The sequence below is a fragment of the Rhizobacter sp. P2_H3 genome (assembly GCF_056403355.1).
Genome location: NZ_JBFUFQ010000396.1, coordinates 1 through 2,916 on the forward strand (window position 1 = coordinate 1; position 2,916 = coordinate 2,916).

A 2,916-nucleotide genomic window follows, 5' to 3' on the forward strand; every position below is an offset into this window, starting at 1 on the left:
GAAGCAACGTCGGTCGATGCCGCCCCCACCGCATCGCCCGGCACGCGCGCGACGATCACATGCTGGCCCAGCACCTCGGCCGGCGAGCCGGCGGGCGGCCACGCGCCGGCCTCGTCGAAGCCTGCATCGCGCAAGGCCTCGAGCCAGCGCGCCGGCGGCAGCAGCGGGTTGTCGCCGCGCAGGTCGTCGGCGAAGTGCTGCCAGCCYTCGATCAGGCCGGTCGTCATGTCGAACCACGGCAGGTGCGTCGTCGACTCGACCAGCACCAGCATGCCGCCCGGCGCGAGCAGCCCGCGCAGCCGCTTCAGCGCGGCGCGCAGGTCCTTGCTCGCATGCACCGCGTTGGCCGACACGATCGCATCGACGCTGCCCGGCGCGAAGCCCTGGGCCTGCGGATCGGCGTCCATGTCGAAGCGGCCGAAGCGCAGGAACGGGTACGCCGCGAAGCGCTCGCGGGCCCGATCGAGGAACACGTCGGAGACATCGGTGAAGTGGTACTGCGCGCGGTCGGCCGGCAGCGCCGCCAGCACGGCGGAGCTGGTGCCACCGGTGCCGGCACCGACCTCCAGCACGCGCAATGCACGACCTGCCGGCACGGTTGCGGCCAGCGTCTCGAAAGCGGCGGCGGCAAGGCCGTTGATGTAGCGCATCGTCGCCGAGCGTTCGTAGAGGTTCTCGGCGAGCTCGAACGAGCCCTGCGGGAACAAGGTCTCGAGCGGGCTCTCGCGGCCCAGCAGCACCGGCGCCACCAGCGATCCGCAATGCCGCACGTAGGCGAGCAGCGGCTGGTTGTCGGCGAACAGGCGTTCGGCCTCGGCCCACAGCGCGGCCAGCGGCGGCTCGGCGAGCGGCGCGTCGGCGATGAAGGCCTCGCCGGCGCGCCGCAGCACGCCCCCCGCCACCAGGCTGTCGAGCCAGCGCGACACCAGGTGCCGGTAGCTCGCGCCGATGCCGCTGCGCTGCATCAGGCCGTCGAGCGTGTGCGATTCGCCAGCCGCCAGGAACAGGCCCGCCTCGCGCAGCGTGTGCGCCGCATGCGCGCTCGTCACGCGCGCCAGGCAGTCCCACTTCGCCGGGTACGAGGAAGCGTTCAGGTCCAGCGGCCCGCGCTCGGCCTGGCGCGACAGCGCGGTGCTGACGCGCGACCAGCGCTGCGCCGCATCGACCGCCGGCGCGGCGTTCTCGCCGACGACGTCCATCCAGTGCCGCCGCGCGCGGAACGGGTAGGTCGGAAGCGCGACGCGGCTGCGGCCATACGGCGCGTCGAACGCCGCCCAGTTCACGTCGGCGCCCGCCACGTACAGGCGTTGCAGGCTGGCGAGCAGGTCGGTCCAGTCAGCGCGCTCGCGGTGCAGCGACGGCAGCCATTCGACCGGCGCGCCGCCGGCGCACTCGGCGCCCATGCCGAGCAGCACCGGGTGCGGCCCGACCTCGATGAAATGCGTGATGCCCTGCGCCAGCAAGCCCTGCAGCGCCTGCGCAAAGCGCACCGGCTGGCGCATGTGCGTGAGCCAGTAGTCGACGCGGCCGATCTCCGCCGCACCGATCGGCGCGCCGGTGACGTTGGAGACCAGCGCGATGCGCGGCTCGTGGAAGCGCACCGTCTCCAGCACGCGCCGGTAGGCCGGCAGCACCGGCTCGATCAGCGCCGAATGCGCCGCATGCGGAACGCGCAGCAGCTTGACGCGCACGCCGGCCGCCTCGAGCCGCTGCGTCGCCGCATCGACCGAGTGGCGCGGGCCGCTGATGACGAAATGCTCGGGGCCGTTGTAGGCGGCGATCGTCAGCGCGGCCGGGCCGTTCGCAAGCTCGGCCTGCACGACGGCCTCGGGCGCGAACACCGCCGCCATCGCGCCGTCGGCCGGCAGCTCGTGCGTCAGCCGGCCGCGTTCGATCACGCACTTGATGCCGTCTTCGAGCGACAGCATCCCCGACACGCAGGCGGCCGCGTACTCGCCGAGGCTGTGCCCCAGCAGCGCGACCGGCTCGATCCCCCACGACCGCCACAGCGCGGCCAGCGACACCTCGATCGCGAAGTTGACCGGCTGCGCCCACACCGTCTCGTTGATCGGCGAATGGGCTCCGGCGGGCGTGAAGATCACGTCGAGCAGCGGCCGCGGCAGCAGCGGCGCCGCAGCGGCGTGGCAGGCGTCCATCGCGGCGCGGAACACCGGCGCGCTGTCGTACAGCGCGCGGCCCATGCCGGCGTACTGCCCGCCCTGCCCGGTGAACAGGAAGGCGACCTGCGGCCGCGCCGCGCCTTCGAGCGTGCCGCGCGCGATGGCCGGGTCGTCGCTGCCGGCGAGGAAGCCGGCCAGGCCGGCGCGCAGTTCGTCGACGCTCGCCCCGGTGAGCGCGACGCGGTGCGAGAAATGCGAGCGGCCGGTGTTCGCGCTGAAGCACAGGTCGGCGGCCTCGACGCTCTCGTCGAGCTGCAGCAGCCGCGCCTCGTGGCGGCGCGCCAGGTCGAGCAGCGCACCGTCGTCGCGCGCCGACAGCGCCAGCACGTGGGCCGGCCGCAGCGGGCCGGCCGGCGGGGCGGCCAGCGACGGTGTCGGAGCCGCCTCGAGGATCACGTGCGCATTGGTCCCGCTGAAGCCGAACGAGCTGACGCCCGCGAGCCGGCGGCCGTCGATCTCCGGCCAGTCGGTCGCCTGCGTCGGCACCTGCACCGGCCAGTTCCAGTCGATGTGCGGGTTGCCCTGCGTGAAGTGCAGGTGCGGCGGGATCTGCGCGCGCTGCAGCGACAGCACCACCTTGATCACGCCGGCCAGCCCGGCCGCGGCCTCCAGGTGGCCGATGTTGGTCTTGACCGAGCCGACGCGCAGCGGCAGCGCCGGATCGCGCCCGCTGCCGAGCACCGCCGACAGCGCGCCGAGCTCGATCGGGTCGCCGAGCGGCGTGCCGGTGCCGTGC

The 2,916-nt window shown here is 74.1% G+C and carries 1 protein-coding gene; it reads right to left on the reverse strand.

Features of this window, described 5'->3' with window-relative positions:
• A partial coding sequence (locus tag AC1D1T_RS31460; protein WP_477993287.1) for a type I polyketide synthase occupies positions 1-2,916 on the reverse strand: 2,916 nt, incomplete at both ends.